Genomic DNA, 348 nt, shown 5'->3' with positions numbered 1-348 from the left:
TGATCATCATCCTCGCGGTGCTGGCGCTGATCGTGGTCAAGGCCCTGGCCGAGAGCCCGTGGGGGATCTTTACGGTGATGGCGACCATCCCGATCGCGATGTTCATGGGCATCTACATGCGCTACATCCGCCCGGGTCGCATCGGTGAAATCTCCCTCATCGGCGTGGTGTTGCTGCTGGGCTCGATCTGGCTCGGCGGACAAGTGGCCGCCGACCCGGTCTGGGCCGAGGCCTTCACCTTCACCGGCGTGCAGATCACCTGGATGCTGATCGGCTACGGTTTCGTTGCCGCCGTGTTGCCGATCTGGCTGATCCTGGCGCCGCGCGACTACCTGTCCACCTTCTTGA

The 348-nt window shown here is 63.5% G+C and carries 1 protein-coding gene; it reads left to right on the top strand.

The genetic code is table 11. The features are described from left to right. The coding region (locus MA884_RS27840; RefSeq protein WP_305519700.1) for a carbon starvation CstA family protein at positions 1–348 on the top strand (348 nt) is incomplete at both ends.

Origin of the sequence: Pseudomonas sp. Q11, assembly GCF_024494355.1 — a bacterium.
Classification (GTDB): Bacteria; Pseudomonadota; Gammaproteobacteria; order Pseudomonadales; family Pseudomonadaceae; genus Aquipseudomonas; species Aquipseudomonas hefeiensis.
Note: the sequence above shows the minus strand (reverse complement) of the source record. Positions and strands in the feature narration are given on the sequence as shown.